The sequence below is a fragment of the Pseudomonas sp. rhizo25 genome (assembly GCF_031931935.1).
Taxonomy (GTDB): Bacteria; Pseudomonadota; Gammaproteobacteria; order Pseudomonadales; family Pseudomonadaceae; genus Aquipseudomonas; species Aquipseudomonas synxantha.
This window is the reverse complement of the sequence record NZ_JAUJXA010000025.1, coordinates 1-15,135: the sequence shown is the minus strand read 5'-3', so window position 1 is coordinate 15,135 and position 15,135 is coordinate 1. Positions and strand designations below refer to the sequence as shown.

The 15,135-nt window shown below is 60.4% G+C and carries 7 protein-coding genes and 1 pseudogene; 5 read left to right on the top strand and 3 right to left on the bottom strand.

Going from position 1 to position 15,135, the window contains the following annotated elements; translation table 11 throughout:
- Positions 1-50: 50 nt before the first annotated feature.
- Positions 51-4,865 (top strand): hypothetical protein, encoded by a 4,815-nt coding sequence (locus QZR30_RS26810; protein WP_068966865.1) that lies wholly within the window; start codon positions 51-53, stop codon positions 4,863-4,865.
- A 434-nt stretch (positions 4,866-5,299) separates the two neighbouring features.
- A complete protein-coding gene (locus QZR30_RS26805; RefSeq protein ID WP_068966867.1) occupies positions 5,300-6,385 on the top strand; it encodes a sensor domain-containing diguanylate cyclase in 1,086 nt (361 codons plus the stop codon).
- Here the strand turns inward: QZR30_RS26805 and QZR30_RS26800 are convergent.
- The 3 genes from QZR30_RS26800 to QZR30_RS26790 are packed head-to-tail and all read right to left on the bottom strand — an operon-like array spanning position 6,369 to position 11,945.
- On the bottom strand, positions 6,369-8,717 hold the full coding sequence (locus QZR30_RS26800) for a TonB-dependent receptor (protein ID WP_068966869.1): 2,349 nt from the start codon (positions 8,715-8,717) through the stop codon (positions 6,369-6,371). The two genes, QZR30_RS26805 and QZR30_RS26800, sit on opposite strands and share 17 nt — an antisense overlap.
- A gap of 1 nt (position 8,718) precedes the next feature.
- Positions 8,719-11,121 carry a hybrid sensor histidine kinase/response regulator gene (locus QZR30_RS26795; protein ID WP_081214421.1) on the bottom strand — a complete coding sequence of 801 codons (2,403 nt, stop codon included), beginning with the start codon at positions 11,119-11,121 and terminating at the stop codon, positions 8,719-8,721.
- Positions 11,121-11,945 (bottom strand): response regulator transcription factor, encoded by an 825-nt coding sequence (locus tag QZR30_RS26790; RefSeq protein WP_046072039.1) that lies wholly within the window; start codon positions 11,943-11,945, stop codon positions 11,121-11,123. Before QZR30_RS26790 ends, QZR30_RS26795 begins: the two co-directional genes overlap by 1 nt.
- Before the next feature lie 684 nt (positions 11,946-12,629).
- Here QZR30_RS26790 and QZR30_RS26780 point away from each other — a divergent pair.
- The 3 genes and pseudogenes from QZR30_RS26780 to QZR30_RS26770 all read left to right on the top strand — a co-directional run.
- The gene (locus tag QZR30_RS26780; protein WP_056846078.1) at positions 12,630-13,073 is read left to right on the top strand and encodes a CopD family copper resistance protein; all 444 of its coding nucleotides are present in this window, start codon (positions 12,630-12,632) and stop codon (positions 13,071-13,073) included.
- A gap of 119 nt (positions 13,074-13,192) precedes the next feature.
- A complete protein-coding gene (locus QZR30_RS26775) occupies positions 13,193-14,578 on the top strand; it encodes a coproporphyrinogen III oxidase (protein ID WP_311904646.1) in 1,386 nt (461 codons plus the stop codon).
- Positions 14,562-14,924 (top strand): annotated as a pseudogene (locus tag QZR30_RS26770) (oxygen-independent coproporphyrinogen III oxidase); the annotation flags it as partial. The gene QZR30_RS26775 and the pseudogene QZR30_RS26770, both read left to right, overlap by 17 nt.
- Positions 14,925-15,135: the final 211 nt, after the last annotated feature.

Sequence of the window (15,135 nt, the reverse complement as noted above, 5' to 3'; positions counted from 1 at the left end):
CTCCCCCACATCGGGTTTCGGAGCCTCCACGGACAAAAAGGACGTTTTCCATGCCCATCAACCCACCTGACGCCATTCCCGATAACCTCATCGCCAGAGCCGTCGGCGTGCAGTTCATGCATCACCCCACCTTGATCTCCGTCGTCGGCCAATGGCTGGACAGGGGCATCAAACAAGCCTATCCAACCCTGGACTTTGACCTCGTCACCACCAAGCTTGCCGTACCCAATGCACTAGGGGGGTGGGACTTACGGGTTTTGCTCAATGTGGCGCTCGATCACCTGGGGAATGGCACTTCGCTGGATTTCTCAACGCGAGACACTCGGGATCATTTCCTGACCAACAGCGCACCAACACCGCTGGCTCCCACAGGTTCAGATGCGCCTGCCGTAGATATGAGTGTGATTGAGCAAGTCATCCGCGAGTTGCCTAGCATTGTCCCGATTGCTTTTCAGCAGGCACTGATTGCGTATTGGGACCAAAGCGCAGAAGACGGATCTACCCGTTGGCGCTGGCTCAGTGAGTTGCTGCGCGGCAACCTGATCAACACCGCCATCGCCCCATCATTCGCTAAGCCGGCCCGTGGCGTACTCCAACAGGTAACGGACTACCCGGATCGACTCGACCGTCTGGCGGCGTTGAAGGCGAAGGCTGTTCACGTCTATGTCATGGAAACGATGCTGACCCGGGCGGGAGCCTCGTTCACGCTGTTATCGCCCGACCTGTTGGTGGTCAACGCCTCGTTGGTCCTGCTGTGTTCTTTAGCGGGAGACGTCATGTCATTTGCTTCCCAGGATGAGTTTGATCGCTACTGGGCGTCGAAGATCGACGGCGCATTTGTTGCGGACCAGATCGCGTGGAAGCGTTACGAGCCCAATGGCAATGTGTTCGACGTCCAGGCGGCTGCGGTGCTTAATCAGCAGTTGCAGGACCTGGCGGCTATCCCTTTACCCTCTCATCAGGGGCTTCATAAGCTGGAGCAGCAGTATGACGCCGTGAGCGATCCCACCCTTTTATTTGTTACTCCAACGCCTACCAAAGTGCCTATGGCCGCCCAACTGCCCGACTGGTTGAAAAGCGCCTCGGATACTCAACGCCTGGCCTATCGCACCCATCTATTGGAGCTCGCCGCTGCTAAAGCTCAGGCTCAAGGGCTGTCTTTCCTGGACGGGGTGAGTGATATCAGAACCTTCGCAGCAAGCGCCCTGCATGCGCAGATGTTGATCGATCAACCGATAGCGCCCGGCTACAACCCTGACGAACTGGAGCTGACATTCGCAGTGGCCACAGGCTATCCAGGCGGTGCGGGGATTATTCAGCGCAAAACACTGTCATTGACTGATCTCGCCTTGAGCAATCTGGTTGGTAAGCCCAAAGGTCCGATGACCATAGGGCACACTGGCGGTCAATTGATCCAGGACTGGACCACCCCCGATTACCTGACTGATCTGGTCCTGCGTGTGGACATCGGCAAAACCTACCCGGAATACCTCAAGCGCCTGCTGCTGTCCGATAGCGACGAAACCCTGCAGCGCCAACGGCTGTTCGGCGAGCAGTTGCGAGCGCAGCTACCGTTGCGGGCGTTGGAGCTGGCGATCCAGGGGCAACAGGGTTTCACGGTGCAGGGCTATCGGTATGTCGCTGCGCTGATGCAACTCAGTGACGCTGAACGTGTTGTCGAGGACCGCCACATCGTTATCCGTTCGCTGGCACTGCTGCGCAAACCGGGTGCCCAGTCGGACAAGGTCGACAATATGTTCGTGATCGAAGCGCAGGACCTCCAGCCTGGCCCGGTTATTCTTTATCGTCCGCTTTATCCGCAGTTGTTGACTCAGTACGCTAACCGCGAAGCCTTGTTGGCGGCGATGGCCCTGCCTGGCGCACTGCAGGACAGCGTATTGATGTGGCTTAGCGAACCTGCGCGAGTGGTGTATGCGAACGGTGGCTTCAATGAGCCGCATATTATCCGGTTTGGCATGGGGTCTGAGTTCGACCGTCTGGAGACACCCGTTCCTGCAACGTTGGCTGCCGATGAGGGCAGTGAGGAGTTGCTGCAACATCTGCGCAATGGCCGCTTACTGCCGTACCTGTTTGGCGAACATGCACGGGCACTGGTGGACTTGGCGGATCGCGAGTCGGTGTCCAATGCTGAGAGCCGTTGGGCACTGCTCCTGGAAGGCGGCGGGCTGTTGCTCAACACCTTGCTATTGCCCCTGCTGCAAGGCTCTGCCATGTCGATCGCGTGGTTGCTGCTGCTGACCCAAAGCTTGAACCAGGACATTCCTGCACTGCAGAGCAGCGATCCCGTTACGCGAGAGCTGGCCTGGGTCGACCTGTTGAGCAGCCTCAGCCTGGCATTGTTGCATGTCACCCGGGGCACGCCGCCCAGTAAACCCTTGATCGCCGCCGGGCCCGGCGATGCGGCATTGGTGTTGACCCCGGTGCGCCGTCCCGCCGGGAGCCTACCCAGCGGGGCCAGGCCGGCGGCGAGCAGCGTAGCGTTGCCTGACGTACCGATTGCAGAGGGCCGAACGGTCTTCGATTTTGCCTTTTCCAACGCCTTGAACCACCTCAGTACCAGCCAGCGTGCTTATGTCGAGGGTTTCAAAGTGCCTCGTCCCGCCCACCTGCCGATGCCGATCATGACCGGGCCGCTCCAAGGTCTTTACCGCCTTGATGAAGGTTTGCATGCGCTGATTGGCCATGACTTGTATCGCATAGGCCAGGCGTCGAGTCGTGTGTTTATCGTTGACGCGCTGGACTCATCCCGCACCGGGCCGTGGTTGAAAAGCGATGGCGGCGGTCGCTGGACCTTGGATCTTGCGCCAAAGCTGCGCGGTGGTGCGCCGGGTGATCAGATCAAGGCACAACAAGAGAAAAATCGTAAAGCGAAGAGGCAAATGAAAGCCGAACACGTCCGGCTCGAGCTGGAAACAGCACGTGAGGCGGATGTGATGACCAGCCGCTTCGAGGACGTGAAAGCACAAAGGGATCTGTACCTCTCAGCCAGAAAAAAACTCAGAAACTGGTGGACGCTGCTCGACCAAAATAACGATGAACGCAAAGTCGCCTTCCTGAAAAAAAAACACGAAGACGAACAAGCCCACTGTCAGACACTGCTGCATACGTTCAGTCTGGCCTTGGAGGCATTCGTCGCACAGGCCGGCCGTTTGATCGAAACACGTCGGGTGCTGATCAAAGCGATCAAACCCATAACGGCGGCGCTGGAAACCAGCGACTTCGAGAAAGCCCGTTCCAACGAGTATGGCGCCATCAGCGCTACGCAATTGCTTATCCATAATCTGCATTTGGCGCTGGCCATGGACAGCAGCTTTTCACCAAAGGGTGAGTCGGCGGGGGAGATCGCCCAACGTATCGACGCGAATGCGCCGGTCCGAACGCCTGAGGCCTATCAGGATTTGATCTCCCGCCTGGTGGAGATGAACCAGAGGGAGCAGCAACTGCTTGAGGACACCTACGCCCTGGAGGCCACCCTGAATGAGCAGGCGCAGGACTCCAGCCGGGGCTTGGGTGAGAGTCGGGCGTTCATCCAGTCGCTGCCCACCCAGGAGATGGCCGACCCGTTCAACGTGGCGCTGAACAATCTCAACTTGCTTAGAACCTTAAGCATCGACAACCTCGCGCTGACCGACGCCCCTGCGGTTCAGCATTTTTACCAATTGCTCAACGAGCAGAACCTGCGATTGGCGACGTCCTCCCACATTGCACTGAGGACCTATGCGCATTTTTCGGCCAGCGAGCGCAAGGCGGTGCTGGCGACCTTGATCAACCAGTATGCGCGCTTGGCGAGTGCCTCTGACGCGCTGCATGAGCTTGATCCGGCGCTGAGCCGCCCGGTCTATCAGGCGCGCTTCCTGGAGCGGCTGAACCAGGCGCGTCAGAGTGCCGAGTCCGAGCTGGCGGCGCTGGTGCGAGAGGAGGAGGGCATCGCCGTGCCAACCCGCGCACCTTCACTTCGAGCGTCCAGGCGTTCCAGCCACCGGGCCTTTAAAACCCAGCGACGCGGTACGTTGATCGGCGATGCCCGAGCGACGCAATCGGCTGAGCAGGTGGTGATCATGGAGATTCTCGACCCGTTCAATCAACAAGCGGTTGCCAGTTTTGTCGAGCATCCCAGCGAGGGGGTGTGGAAGGAGTTGGTGGTCGCCAGCCCAGGAAGGCCGACGTCTGTGCCGCCCCAACGCTCATTGGCAAATTTGAAGCGTGCCGCCGATCAACTGACCGCGCAAAAACAGGACATCCGGCGCTCGATCCATTTCCAGATGAAAAAACTGCAGGATCCGACACGCCGCGAACACGTCGACCCAAGGGATTGGGAGGTCATGCTCACGCAACAAGCCAATAAGCTCAACGCGATCATCCAGGAAATTGAAGCGGCCCACGCGGACAAGCCCGGTGTGGCGGCGTTGCTCGGCGAGTACAGTAGCGAGGTTGCCAGCCTACTCGAAGAAGGGCGCGATTACCGCAGCACAGGCTACAAGGCGCAACGCCCGTCCCAGGAAAATGTTGACTACCTGTGGACCCACCGCAAGGTCGATATCAATTTGGTGCATCGGCGCCAACCCACTGCCAGTGGTGACTACGTCGCTGAATTTTCAGTTCGGGAAAAGCACCAGCCGCACGTGCTCTGGTATGCGCACTTTCACTATGCCGACACCGAGGTGGCGGACGATGCCTACCGCGTCGCCCACCTCAAATTGGCCCACCAGCGCTTCCTGCTGCAGAAGGATCTGGTGCGAGACTCCGGCGCCAACGACAGCGCGGTGTTGAAGGTGATCTATGCTGATGTGACGCCGCCGTTGGATCACAAGCTGTTTCTTGGGTTACTGGCGAGCGTGCGGTAGTAGTGCCTGCCTGGCCCCCGCCGCGGGCAGGGCGGACGCGGGGGCCTAGCCAGCCGCCGTGAAGCGGTACGAGGCAATCAGCTTTTGGCGGCTATCGGCGTGGCATTAACTCTGCGCGCAAACGTCTGGCAGCGCACCGCTTCACGAGCCTGTCCCGACAAGCAACGGTAGTAACGCACCAACTGCTCCTTATGATTGAACCGGCCGGGGCGCAGGGATGTACTGCGCTGAAAGCCGGAGTTACAACGGGAGTTGCCGAAACCATAATAGGCTCGCCCAGTGACTGACAGCCCCGGCTGACACCGAAGACAATCTTTTTTCAATTCATCCCCTCCCGCAAAGTTCTCATCCGTTCGCGCAAAGACCTCGGCAGCTCTGCACCTCGATAATCTCCTTTCACTCAACCCTGCCGCTGCAACCGAGCACCGCGTACCATGAACCTGCGCACCTTCATCCGTCGCTACTGCCTGAACTCCAGGCTCGCCACCCATGCACTGACCCGTCTGCACAAATCGCTCTCTTTGCTGGTCTCCTACCTGGCCCAGCTAGGCTTCGATTCCAGCACCTGGCCGACCAGCCGTGAAGAAGGCGCTTACGAGCGTCGCCTCAACAGCCTGTGCCCGGAGTTGGCCGCCACCGTGTTCAGCCACGCGCGCGACGGCATTATCCTCGTCGACCCGTTCGGCCGGGTTATCGCGGTGAACGAGGCGTTCACCCGGCTCACCGGCTACGGGCAGGACGAAGTGCTGGGGCGGGAGTTGAATGCCCATCGCCTGGTGCGTCGGCTCGCGACGTTTTATACGCCAATGAAGAACGCGCTGGATTTCCACGGGCATTGGTCCGGTGAGATCCAAAGCAGCCATAAGAACGGCCGGGAGATGACCTCCCGTATCAGCATCAGTGCGGTGCATGACCGGCACGGGAATGTGCAGCACTATGTAGCGCTGTTCAGCGATGTGACGCAGATGAAGCAGCGCCTCCAGTTGCTGGAGCGTGATGCCCGGTATGACGCGCTCACGCAATTGCCCAATCGGCTGCTGTTGGCCGAGCGGATGCGCCAGGCGCTGGGCAAGGCGCGTCTGCATCAGCAGAAAGTGGCCATCGCGTTTATTGACCTCGATGGGTTCAAGGCGCTTAACGACAGTTATGGGCATGATTGGGGCGATCGGGTCCTGGAGATTGTCGCGGCACGGATCAATGCGACGTTGCGTGAAGGCGATACGCTGGCGCGGCTGGGGGGCGATGAGTTTGTGGCGGGGCTGGTAGGTTTACAGGCCGTGGAAGACAGCGAGCCTTTGCTCAAGCGGATGCTGCAGGCGGCCAATGCCCCGATTGTGATTGGCGCGCAGACGGTTGAGATTGCGGCGAGTATCGGGGTGGCGTTTTATCCTGAGCATGGGGTGGAGATCGATGGGTTGATCAGCAAGGCGGATCAGGCCATGTACCTGTCGAAAAAGGCCGGCGGTAACCGTTTGGCGTTTTGTCCGACGCGGTTCATTTCGCTCAATAGCGAAGCCTGACGGTGGTGCCGAGGGTGCGTTCGCTGCCGGTCATGACGCCGTAGTCACCGGCGCCGAGCAGTGAATACACGGCGGTGATGTAGTGGCGATCGAAGAGGTTGCGCACCCAGCCTTCCACCTCCCAGGCACGGTCCTGGCTGCGCAGCCCCAGGCGCAGATGGGTGAGGCCGTAGCTGGGTTGATAACTGCCTTCGCCGCCTTCGAGGGTGCCGTAGTAGCCGGACCTGAAGCTGTAATCGATGCCGCTGTAGGCTTCCAGCCCATGCGGCAGCGGGTGGCTGTGGTCGAGGCTGCTGCTGAGGTTCCATTGCGGCGCGTTGTAGAGGCGATCGCCACTGAGGTCGCAGGTCCATTGGCCCGAGGCGGGTGGGCATGGCGCGTTGGGGAAGCTGCGGTAGCGCGCATCGCTCCAGGCCAGGCCCAGGCGCCAGGTGAATTGAGGCTGCAGTTGCCAGGCGGAATCCAGTTCGATGCCGCGCAGGCGGACTTTGCCGACGTTGATCAGGTTGTCGCGCAGCGGGGGCGCGAATAGCGATGTCGGCGGGCTATAGGTCAACGCTTGATAGTTGTCGACGTCGGTCTGGTAGACGGCGAGGTCGAGCATCGCGCGCTCGTCCCAGAAGCGCGTTTTAATGCCCAGTTCCAGAGACGTGGCGCGCTCCGGCTCGAAAGTAGGGGCGGTGAACGGGCCAACCACATCGAAATTGATGCCGCCGGCCTTGTACCCCCGCGACCCGCTGACATAGCCCATCACGGCATCATTGAAGCGGTAGCTGGCACTGAGCAAACTTGAGACGTTGTGCTCTTCAATCGCATCTTCACGGTAATAACCACCGCCCAGGGCGATGCCGCGCAACAATTGCCCTCCCGCTTGGAAAACCGCGGGCAAGCCATTTAGCGGGGCGAGGTTGCTGACGTCGCGGGAGATCCAGCCGTCTTTGCGATCCTGGCTGTAGCGCAGGCCGCCGGTGAGTTCCAGCGCGTCAATCGGGCGCCAGGAAAGCTGGCCGAAAATGGCCCGGCTGTCGCCCCTTTGCTCGCCGTCGTAACGTTGTCGGGCGCCTTCGAGCAGCATGGCCGGCACCTGCTTTGGATCGGTGAAGTTGATGCCGTAGAGTTTTTTCAGCGGCTCCAGTTGATCGCCGACGAACCAGGGCGCGGCGTCCTTGCCGAATTCGACGTCGATCTTACGGTCGAGCTGCTGACGCAAATAATAGAGCCCGGCGACATAGTCGATGGACGAGCCGGCGGTGCCGGACAGGCGCCATTCCTGGCTGAACTGGCGGTGACCCAGCTCGGTTTCGGACTCGGCCACCGATAGCGCAGTGCTGTCGCCGTCGCGAGCGGCGCGGTAGTCCCAGTCGCGGTAGGCGGTGATGCTGGTCAAGCGCAGCGCCGCGTCGAGGTCCCAGTTCAACTCCAGTGAGACACCGCTCTGCAAGGTGCGCGGACGCCCCGGCGCGTCAATGCGGGTCTCGCGCTTGTAGGGGGCGGGTTCTGCCAGCGGATAGCCGAGGAACTTGGCGCGCTGACGAGTCTGGTCGCTGTAGTGATTGACCAGCAGCACGTTGCCGGCCTCGTTTTGCTCGGCATGGTCAGCGATCAGGCGCGCGCTGAAGTCCGGGTTTGGCGTCCACAATAATTGCCCACGCAGGCCCTGGCTGTCGGCGTCGCCGAGGCGGGTGCCATCTTGCAGATTGTCCACTGAACCATCGACCGAACTGTTGAAGACGTTCAGGCGCCCGGCCAATACGTCGTCCTGCAGGGGGCCGGAAATCGCCCCGCGATATTCCCGCAAACCGTGCTCGCCGTAGCGTGCTTCAAAGTTGGCCTCGGGTTGAAAGGTCGGCTGGCGGGTGATGATGTTCAGTGCCCCGGCGGTGGTGTTCTTGCCGAACAGGGTGCCCTGTGGCCCGCGCAGAATTTCGAGGCGTTCGATGTCCATCAATTCAGTGAAGGCCATGCCCTGGCGCGCCTGGTAAACGCCGTCGACGTAGGTGCCAACGCTGCCTTCCAGGCCATCGTTGTAGGCGGTGGCGCCGAAGCCGCGCAGGCCGAACCCGGCGAACCGCGCATCGTGACCGGACACCACCAGGCCGGGCACCCGTTGTTGGATGTCCTGCAGCCGATGCAGGCCGGTCTCGTCCAGTTGCTCGCCGTAAAGCACGCTCATCGGAATCGGCACGTCTTGTGGGGCTTCCTCGCGGCGTCGGGCGGTGACGGTCGTGTCGTCGAGCGTGAGGGTGCTGGGCGCCTGCTGTCCGGCATTCACCGACGCCCAGGGCCAAGCCGCAAGGCAAAGCAAGAGCAGCCGATAACCCGAGCCCGGCATGCTAGAACTCCCGAGCCATTGCGCGGCGCACTGTATCCGTGCAGGCCAGCATCTTGACCCAAGCCAGCAATTCTCGGCTATCGACGGGCTTGAGCAGTACTGCATCGAATACCAGATTGTCTGGATAATCCTGCGGCCGGCGTGGCGGGACCGCGGAATACAGCATCACCGGCAAGTGGCCCCAGCGCTCGCGTACTTGCCGCAACAGTTCCCAGCCGTCCATGCCGGGCATCATCTGGTCGCTGATCAGCAGGTCGACCGATTGTCTGGCCAGGCAGGCCAAGGCGTCTTCGCCGTTCGCCGCCATGCTCACGTCAAAACCGTAGCCGGCCAGCAGGTCATACAGCCACTCGCTGTTCTGCTCGACGTCATCGACCAGCAGAACGTGCTTGCCCTGGCCATCGAGCGGCGTGGCGTAGTTGTCGACGAGGCCGAGTTCCATGTCTTGTTCCTCAGCGCATCTGAGCCGCAGGCGAAAACTGAAGTGGCTGCCGCCTTGCTCGGTGGCCTGGGGTTCGAGCCGGCTGTCCATGCGCTCCAGCAGTTGGGTGACGATCGACAAGCCCAGCCCGCTGCCGTCGTAGCGCTGCGCATTGCGGCCGCGGCGGAAGGGTTGCAGCAGTTGTTCGAACTCTTGCGGATCAACGCCAATGCCGGTGTCGATCACGCTGAAACGCAATTCCACCTCATCGGCATTTGCCCCCGGGTAACCGCTCACTTCGAAACCGATCTGGCCGTTGTGGGTGAATTTTGCCGCGTTAGCCAGCAGGTTCATGAGAATTTGCCGAAGGCGTTTGAAGTCGGCCTCGACCAGTGGCGGCAGGTCATCGGCCAGCACCGCTTCGAAGCTGTTGCCCTGACGCGCGGCGAGAAAGCCGCCTTCGTCGACGATCTCCTTGAGGAAACCGTACAAATACCCCGGCGCGAGGGCCAGTTGCATTTGCTCCAGCTCGCCACGGGAGAATTCGAGCATCTCATCGATCAGCTCCAGCTGCTGGCGGGCATTGCGTTCGATTGTGGCTGGGTAGTCGCGGTTTGGCCCGGCGTGCAACAGGCGCGCGTAGTCGATAATGCGTACCAGCGGCGAGCGCAGGTCGTGGCTGATTCGCGCCATCAACGCACTGCGAGCCGCGAGGGAGTCGCGCAATTGCGCGGTGCGCAGTGCAACGGTGCTTTCCAGGCGTTCGTGCTCGGCCTGGCGCTGTTGTTCGAGGCTGGACAGCGCGTGCTTCTCGCGGTCGCGGCTGCGGGCCACTTCCATGATTAAAGTGCACACCAGCAACGCCACGCCTGCCAACGTGGACGATAAGCTGTATTTGCTTTGCGCCGACTGCCAGGGCAGCTGTTCCTGAGGGAAGAAAATCCGCATCAGCAATTGGCCCAGCAAGAGCCCTGGCACCAGCCAGGCCATCCAGCTGTAGCTCAGGCGCCGGCGCCAGGCCATGAATAATGTCGCGAGCAGCACTGCGTAGAAGCTCATCAGCGATACTTGGACCAGCTGCGCGCCCTGGACTGCATCGACTTTCAGCCACCAGAGTCGGCCGAGGATGCAGCCCGACAGCGGCACCCAATAGCTCCAGCCAATGATGCGGGGCAGGCGGGACACCTGCAACAACACGCGCATGTAGGCCAGAAACAGAACGAACGAGACCGCGCTGGCGCAGGTCAGCAACTCGCGTGTCCAGCCCAGTGCGGTGGGCCAATAGACCAGGTAGCCGTTCAGAATGCAGGTGAGCAGGATGTAGCTCAGCACCGCGCCTGCGTTCACGGTCAGCAATCGGGAGCGCAGGATCCAGCCGACGATCAGGCCGAACGGCACGACCAGCAGGACAATGCCGAGGGTGAGTCCATCGCTCAGGTAGGTCTGTTGCTGACTGCGCAGCAGCGCCGGTTCGGACCACAGTTGAGGTTCCAGCAGCATTTGGAAATTGCTCGCCACTCGGACGAACACCGTGACGCTTTCCCGCGCCGCCAGCGAGACCGGGAACGCCGGCTGGCGCGCAGGTAGCTGGGGCCATTCGGCCAGGGGGTGAGCGCTTCCCGCATGCATATCACTCCAACGTCCGCCGGTGGACTGATAGACGCGGATGTCCTCCAGGCGCGGCGCCCCAACCACCAGCAGGCGCGAACAGGCCGCATCGCTTGAATTGGTGAGCTGCATTTTTAACCAGAACGCGGAGCGGCTATAGCCTTGGGGCGGCCAGTCTGGGGTCGGGGTGTTGAAACGCGCTGCGGGCAATCCAGCCACTTCGTCCAGGCTCAGGCTGGCCTGGGTATCCTCGAAAACTTGCAGCGTGGGCATCAGGTCCAGCTGCTCGGCCTGGCAACTTTGCACAGGGGCGGCGCGAAGCAGGCCTGCGGATAACAACGCAAGCGTCAGTAACATGAGCTGTAGAAGCCGCATCAGGTGCGTCCGGCCAGCTCTGCATCCTCAAGGCCCAGGGTTTGCCGACGAAACTGACTGGGCGTCATGCCGATTCGCTGGCGCAAGGCGGTGGCGAAGTTGCAGGCATTGCGAAAGCCCACCAGCTCGGCGACGTCTTGCACGCTCATGGCGCTTTCGCCGAGCAGTTCCTGGCCGCGACGCAGCCGGGCATCGCGTATATAGGCGAACACGGTCAGCCCCAGGTGCTCACGGAAGATCGCGGTGAGACGTTTTTCATGGGTGCCGACTTTTTGGGCCAGCCAGGGCAGGGAGGGTATATCGTCCAGCTGGTTTTCAATCAATCGCATCGCCGCCCTCAGCACGATTTCATCACCTTGTGGTTGCGGATCGACCGGGCCGTCCTGAATGGCCGGCGGCGCTCGCCAAGTCAATTGCAGGTGAATCTTGATGCGTGCCAGCACTTCTTCGGGGGCGTAGGACTTGGGGATGTAGTCGACCGCGCCGACCGCCAACCCCTCGAGGCGCTCCAGTGGCGTATTGGCCGACGACAGAAACAGGATCGGAGTAAGCCGGGTGGCCGGTGCCTCGCGTAATAGCCGGCACAGGCTGAAACCATCCATCTGTGGCATGTGAACATCCAGCACGATCAGATCCGGGCGCAGGCTGAGTGCCCGTTGATAGCCCTGATGGGCGTCGCTGGCCAGCGAAAGGCGCCAAGGCTGGGTCTTTAGCAGAACGAGCGTGGCACGGATATCTTCAGGAACATCGTCGATCAGCAGAATATGCGGCAACGCGTCGGACACCGCCGTCGCTGCCCGCCTTGCGTATTGTCCATTGTCCATTGGCCACGTTCTCTTATGGTGTTTCGCCAGGTCATTGCGGCGACATTGCCAGCGAGCCCCCCGGAGACTCGCAGCAGGAGTTCACTCAAGAGTTCTGCCTGCCGGATTGCCTTGTCGACAGTTTGCAAGATAAGGCACGTTACGGACGGCGACAAATCGATATAGCAATAGCGGCAGGTGAAGCGAGAACTGAAGCTATCAAATTTTTACTCGGCGATAAATGGTCGGCCTCGTTCGAGATGGCTGCGGTTGCAAATATCTACCATAGACACTGCGGTTTGAATCTTCAGCTCCCGCAACAGCCGGTTTCGACCAGGGCTTAGCTGCCGCCATCGTCAACGAACATCTGGCGATGTCCGGCTTGCCTCCAGCACTGATCGCGTCGGCAAACAGCCTCCCGACAGCACCCGCTGTGCTCAGGTCAGCCGGCAACGCCAAGGCTAGGGCCCCGCAATGGCCTTGTCTGGATTACTTGATTGATGTCAACCGCAGGCGTCGGCCTGCTCTGTATCCTGCTGAAACCCACTCTGCAGGCTTGAACCTGAATGTTGGCGCGGCGGTGTTGCTTGTGCATCCACCCGGCATGACCGCAAAGGTGTTGGCCAAGATCGCCGACGAAGCACGGCCTGACGGTTCCCTCGCCGTAAGTCAATCGTGTCCAGCTCAAATGAGAGCGAGTACCCCATGCTCTATCCGCTGTTTCTGACGTTGCATCTGTTTGCCGCGCTGATTTTCATCGGCACGGTGTTCTTCGAAGTCCTGTTCCTGGAAAGTATTCGTAAACAGCTGCCGGTCAAGGTCATGCTGCTGGTCGAACAGGGTATCGGTCGACGCGCGCGCACCCTGGTTCCATGGGTTTTGCTGGTGTTATTTGGGGCCGGGGCGGGGATGGTCTGGTTGCGCTATTTGCCGACCCTTGCCACACCATTGGCCTCATCGTTCGGCACATTGTTGATGTTGAAGATCGCAGTCGCCGTCAGCGTGTTGCTGCACTTCCTGGCCGCCATGTATCTGTTCAGAAGTGACCGGATGACTGCTCGATACCTGCATTTCATCCATGCCAGCCTGTTCTGCCACATGATCGTCATCGTGCTGCTGGCCAAAGGGATGTTTTACTTGACCTGGTGACCAGGTTTGCCCGGCGGTCTGTTGCACCACCGGCATGTGCTTGCGCTTGATACAAATCAAGACGCATTGATCGCCAGGCCCTGACACTGGTAGTGCGCAGCCAGTCTCGGAGACCCGTCATGCTCAATCCATCTCACAACCGCGGCGAGCTGAACGTTCGGTACGATCAAGGCGTGCTCGATCCCGACTGCCCTGTTGGCACTGAAAAGTTCCATGAAGGGATCGGTTCCCTGGATTTGCTTCGCGCTTTACGTGTCAGCCGCCAGAAATGCCGTCCGCTGTCGCTGAACGTGCAACTGCCGGCTAACCCGAGGCCTGCCTTGTGTTCCCCGGGCGATGTATCATGCGAGCACAGGGGCGGTGAAAACTACCTTCGGCGTCTGCAGCACGAGATTGACCTCGTCAGTTGTCACCTGGGCACGGGGCAGCGGGTCGAGCAGTTTCATCTGGGGGGCGGTATACCCGCAATCGCCCAGCTCAAAAGGCTGATGAACCATCTTCGTGGCCGATTCAACCTTCTGGGGCATGAGTGCGGTGAGTACAGCATTGACGTTGACCTGCACCACACCGACTGGTCGACCATGGGCGTGCTGCGCGACCTTGGATTCAACCATGTCAGCATTGGCGTTCCGGACATCGGTGCCGACAGTGATATGTCGGTGGACTGCTACCAGAACCCGGCCCCCATCCATTCGCTTATCGATGCCGCGCGTACCTTTGGTTATCGTTCCATCAATGTGGATCTGGGGTATGGCCGTGCCTGGCAGACGCCGGAAAGCTTCGCATTGAAATTGGCCACCCTTATCGAACTGGAGCCGGACCGGCTGCTGGTATTTGACTACTCACGGCCACCCCAACGCTATCGGGCGATGGCCGGGGACGAAATCAGAGCGCTGTGCAGCCTGGATGATAAAAGCGCGATGCGCCAGAGCTGTTTTGAACAGTTGCTCGGCGGGGGGTATCACTACATCGGCCTGGGGCAATTTGTCCGGCCCGACGATGATTTGGCGATAGCGCAGGAGCGCGGCCGGTTACGTCGCACCAGTGAAGGTTTTACCCGCCACGGGTATTGCGATCAAATCGGGTTCGGTTTGGGCGCCATCAGTCAGATTGACGAGCTGTACGCGCAAAACACCGACCAACTGCAACGGTATCAACAATGCCTGGACATCGACCAATTGCCGACGAGTCGTGGCTGGCGTTGTGAGCCACGCAGCCAGATCCGGCTCATGGTCATGGAACGCCTGGCGTGTGATTTGGAGCTGGATATCCAGGCCATCGAGACGCGTTGCGGACTGATCTTTCGCCAGTACTTTTACGCCGCCTGGCCTGTGCTGGAGCAATTGGCCGGTGACGGGTTGATTGAGCTGTCTGCGCGTTTCATCAGTATCCTTCCGGCCGGTCGGCCGCACGTAGATGCCATCTGCAACCTGTTTGAAAAGGACTCGAGCGGCGCGGGGCGTGAACCCTATAGCGAGTGGATTGATCATGACACCTTCATTTGATTTCAATCGCGCCCTGGTCGAAAAGTATGACCGACCGGGGCCGCGCTATACCTCCTACCCAACCGCACCGCAATTTCATCAGGCGTTCGCCGTCGATGACTATCATCGTGCCGTCACCGATAGCAACCTGGCGCCTGTGCCCAAGCCCCTGTCGGTGTACATTCACATTCCGTTCTGCAAGAGCCTTTGTTACTACTGTGCCTGCAACAAAATCATTACGCAGAAAACCCACCGTGCCGTCGAATACCTGACCTATCTCAAGCGCGAAATCGAGATGCAAGCTGCCTTGTTCGACCGCACGCGCAAGCTGACGCAACTGCACTTGGGCGGGGGCACGCTGACCTATTAAGGGATAAGCTGTGACGGCTGCACGCCGATCTCTTCATCGCTCAGATGACAGCCGGGGTCCTGGCCCCAGAGGTCGCCCTCGGCCCATGTGGGAGGGGGCTTGCTCCCGATGGCGGCCTCACAGCCGACCAGGATGTTCGGTTGGATCGAGTACATATCCATTGTTTAGGTGACGGCCGCTATTGGTTCCGCCCTTACGGCGGGTCACT

What these genes read in the sequence shown, in the direction of transcription:
- QZR30_RS26810 (WP_068966865.1), top strand. Translation starts at nt 51, where the DNA reads ATGCCCATCAACCCACCTGACGCCATTCCCGATAACCTCATCGCCAGA.
- QZR30_RS26805 (WP_068966867.1), top strand. Translation starts at nt 5,300, where the DNA reads ATGAACCTGCGCACCTTCATCCGTCGCTACTGCCTGAACTCCAGGCTC.
- QZR30_RS26800 (WP_068966869.1), bottom strand. Translation starts at nt 8,717, where the DNA reads ATGCCGGGCTCGGGTTATCGGCTGCTCTTGCTTTGCCTTGCGGCTTGG.
- QZR30_RS26795 (WP_081214421.1), bottom strand. Translation starts at nt 11,121, where the DNA reads ATGCGGCTTCTACAGCTCATGTTACTGACGCTTGCGTTGTTATCCGCA.
- QZR30_RS26790 (WP_046072039.1), bottom strand. Translation starts at nt 11,945, where the DNA reads ATGGACAATGGACAATACGCAAGGCGGGCAGCGACGGCGGTGTCCGAC.
- QZR30_RS26780 (WP_056846078.1), top strand. Translation starts at nt 12,630, where the DNA reads ATGCTCTATCCGCTGTTTCTGACGTTGCATCTGTTTGCCGCGCTGATT.
- QZR30_RS26775 (WP_311904646.1), top strand. Translation starts at nt 13,193, where the DNA reads ATGCTCAATCCATCTCACAACCGCGGCGAGCTGAACGTTCGGTACGAT.